Source organism: Pseudomonas sp. SDO5591_S426 (assembly GCF_054070755.1).
On sequence record NZ_JBSVXD010000361.1, the window covers coordinates 1 to 2,716 of the forward strand.

Consider the following 2,716-nt stretch of genomic DNA (forward strand, 5'->3'; position numbering starts at 1 on the left):
CACAATGTCTGTAGGAGCTGCCGAAGGCTGCGATCTTTCAGGGTTCTCAAGCCTTACCGGTAATCTTCCGGTACTTCTCCATCAACTGCTCTTCAGTCTCCGGATGGGCTTCGTCCAGCGGAATGCAATCGACCGGACAGACCTGTTGGCACTGCGGTTCGTCGTAGTGGCCGACGCACTGAGTGCACAGGTTCGGGTCGATCACGTAGATCTCTTCGCCTTGGGAAATGGCGGCGTTCGGGCACTCGGGTTCGCAGACGTCGCAGTTGATGCAATCGTCGGTGATGATCAGGGACATGCTAACTCCAGCCGGGGCGGCAGGCCCGGGCGCAATAAATCAATGCGCGTAATTGTGCCGCATTGGCGCCTGCGTTGCACGCGGGCGCCGATTGAGCGGTGATTACTTCTTGAACCGCTCGGTCAGCGCATCCGCCACCGCAGGGTGTACGAATTTGGTGATATCGCCGCCCAGGGCAGCAATTTCACGGACCAGCGTCGAGGAAATGAACGAATAACGCTCGGACGGGGTGAGAAACAGACTTTCCACATCCGGGGCCAGCTGACGGTTCATGTTGGCCAGCTGGAACTCGTATTCGAAGTCCGACACTGCGCGCAAACCTCGCAGAAACACGTTGGCATTCTTCTCTTTGGCGAAATGCGCCAACAAGGTCGAGAAGCCGACGACTTCAACGTTCGGCAGATGTTTAGTGACCTCGCGGGCCAGCTCCACACGTTGTTCCAGAGGAAACAACGGGTTTTTCTTCGGGCTGGCGGCGACGGCAATGATCACGTGATCGAACAGGCGCGCGGCGCGTTCGACCAAGTCGCCATGGCCCTTGGTAATAGGGTCGAATGTACCTGGGTACAACACTCGGTTCATCGCGTCGTCCTGGCGGGAGTGCGTTGGGGAGTCGGATGGTATCGCAGCCTTCCCGGTCGGCCAAGTCGCCTGTTGGGTAAGAAAGCACTATAGACGATAGGAATATTCGTCATTTTCATGGGTTTTTCAAACGTTCTGCCAGGGAAGTTGCCAGTTGTGCCGTCAGGCCGTAGACCGACAGTTGCGGGTTTGCGCCAATACTGGTGGGGAATAGCGAGCCATCGTGAATCGACAGATTAGCCAATTGATGATGCCGGCCGAGGCTGTCGGTCACGGCGTTTTTCGGGTCTTCGCCCATCGCACAACCGCCCATCACGTGGGCGCTGCCCAACCGCGTGCGGTACAACTCCAGGCTCAGGCTGTCGATCAGGGTGCGTGCTTCAGCGAGGGTTTTCACATAACGCGCATCGGCGTGCATCGGCATCACGGCCTTGGCGCCACCGGCGAACTGGATCTCGGCCATGGTGTGGAAGGCCCGGCGCAAACCGTCCCAGGCATAAGGCGACATCTGATAATCGAGCACGGGCGTGTCGTCGCCGCGCAATTCGACGCTGCCACCCTGGCTGTCCGGGTGAAACCCGTCGCGCAGCAGCGCGAGCATGGCGTGGGTGTGCGGCAGATTGGCCATGTGTTGCGCATTTTCCCGGCCGAAGCCACCGAGCAGCGTAGCCGCCAGGGCCGGGTGCAGCGGCGGAACCTCCAGTTTGTAAGCCATTGGGCCGGTGGTGCCGTCCTGCCATTGGAAATGGTCGGAATAGATCGACTGCGGCGCGCCATAGAACGGGTTGACCACTTCGTCGAACAACGCGGCGGACATGTTCACCGGATGCAGGAACGTGCGCTTGCCCAAGCGTTTGTGCGGGTCGGGCGCTGCGGAACGCATCAGCAACCCCGGTGTGTTGATCCCGCCGCCGGCCAGCACGTAGTGCCGCGCCTTGACCGTAATCTGGCGGCCGGTGGGCTCGACGCAGCGCTCGTCCATCGCCGAGCATTGCAGGCCGGTGATCTTGTCGCCGCTGATCAAGAGCTTTTCGGCGCGGGCCAGGTAGAGCAGTTCGCCGCCCTTTTCCAGGGTCGCCGGAATGGTCGTGACCATCATCGATTGCTTGGCGTTGGTCGGGCAGCCCATGCCGCAGTAGCCGAGGTTCCAGCAACCGCGCACATTGCGCGGGATGACATGCCAGCTATAGCCGAGTTTTTCGCAGCCTTTGCGGATCACGTCATTGTTGGCGTTGGGTGGCACCATCCACGGCGCGACGCCCAGGCGCTGTTCCATTTTTTCGAACCACGGCGCCATTTCCGCCGGGCTGTGGCCCTTGACGTTATGTTCCTTGGCCCAGTGTTCCAGGGTCGGTTCCGGGGTGCGGAAACTGGAGGTCCAGTTGATCAGCGTGGTGCCGCCCACCGCACGGCCCTGAAGAATGGTGATCGCGCCGTCCTTGCTCATGCGGCCGATGCCTTCCTGATAGAGGCTGGCGTAGGCCTGGTCTTCGAGCAGCTTGAAGTCGCTGCTGGTCTTGAGCGGGCCTTCTTCGATCAGCAGCACTTTGTAGCCGGCTGCGCTGAGGATTTCAGCCGTGGTTCCACCGCCGGCACCGCTGCCGATGATCGCCACGTCCGCTTCGAGGGTCAGGTCCTGGCTCAGTTGTGAGCCGTTGTAGGTTTTCCAGCCACGGGCCATGCCTTCGCGGAACGGATCGGGTACGGGCATCTTAGGGTTCTCTTTTTATTATTGGGAATGTGGTGTGATGGCTGGCGCCATCGCTGGCAAGACAGCTCCCACAGGGTAGAGTCGTTCACAAAAGGTACGGCCCACACAACACCTGTGGGAGCTGG

At 60.5% G+C, this 2,716-nt stretch carries 3 protein-coding genes; all 3 read right to left on the reverse strand.

The window, feature by feature from the left end; genetic code table 11:
- Positions 1–46: 46 nt before the first annotated feature.
- Entirely contained in the window at positions 47–298 is a 252-nt protein-coding gene (locus ACW9JC_RS29910) for a YfhL family 4Fe-4S dicluster ferredoxin (RefSeq protein WP_003195146.1), read from the reverse strand.
- Positions 299–400: 102 nt separating this feature from the next.
- Entirely contained in the window at positions 401–880 is a 480-nt protein-coding gene (gene coaD, locus ACW9JC_RS29915; RefSeq protein WP_007945531.1) for a pantetheine-phosphate adenylyltransferase, read from the reverse strand.
- Between the two features lie 115 nt (positions 881–995).
- Positions 996–2,591 (reverse strand): GMC family oxidoreductase N-terminal domain-containing protein, encoded by a 1,596-nt coding sequence (locus tag ACW9JC_RS29920; RefSeq protein WP_457459552.1) that lies wholly within the window; start codon positions 2,589–2,591, stop codon positions 996–998.
- Positions 2,592–2,716: the final 125 nt, after the last annotated feature.

Bases quoted from the DNA above. Each gene is read 5' to 3' on its own strand.
- ACW9JC_RS29920 (WP_457459552.1), bottom strand. From the start codon at position 2,591: ATGCCCGTACCCGATCCGTTCCGCGAAGGCATGGCCCGTGGCTGGAAA.
- coaD (WP_007945531.1), bottom strand. From the start codon at position 880: ATGAACCGAGTGTTGTACCCAGGTACATTCGACCCTATTACCAAGGGC.
- ACW9JC_RS29910 (WP_003195146.1), bottom strand. From the start codon at position 298: ATGTCCCTGATCATCACCGACGATTGCATCAACTGCGACGTCTGCGAA.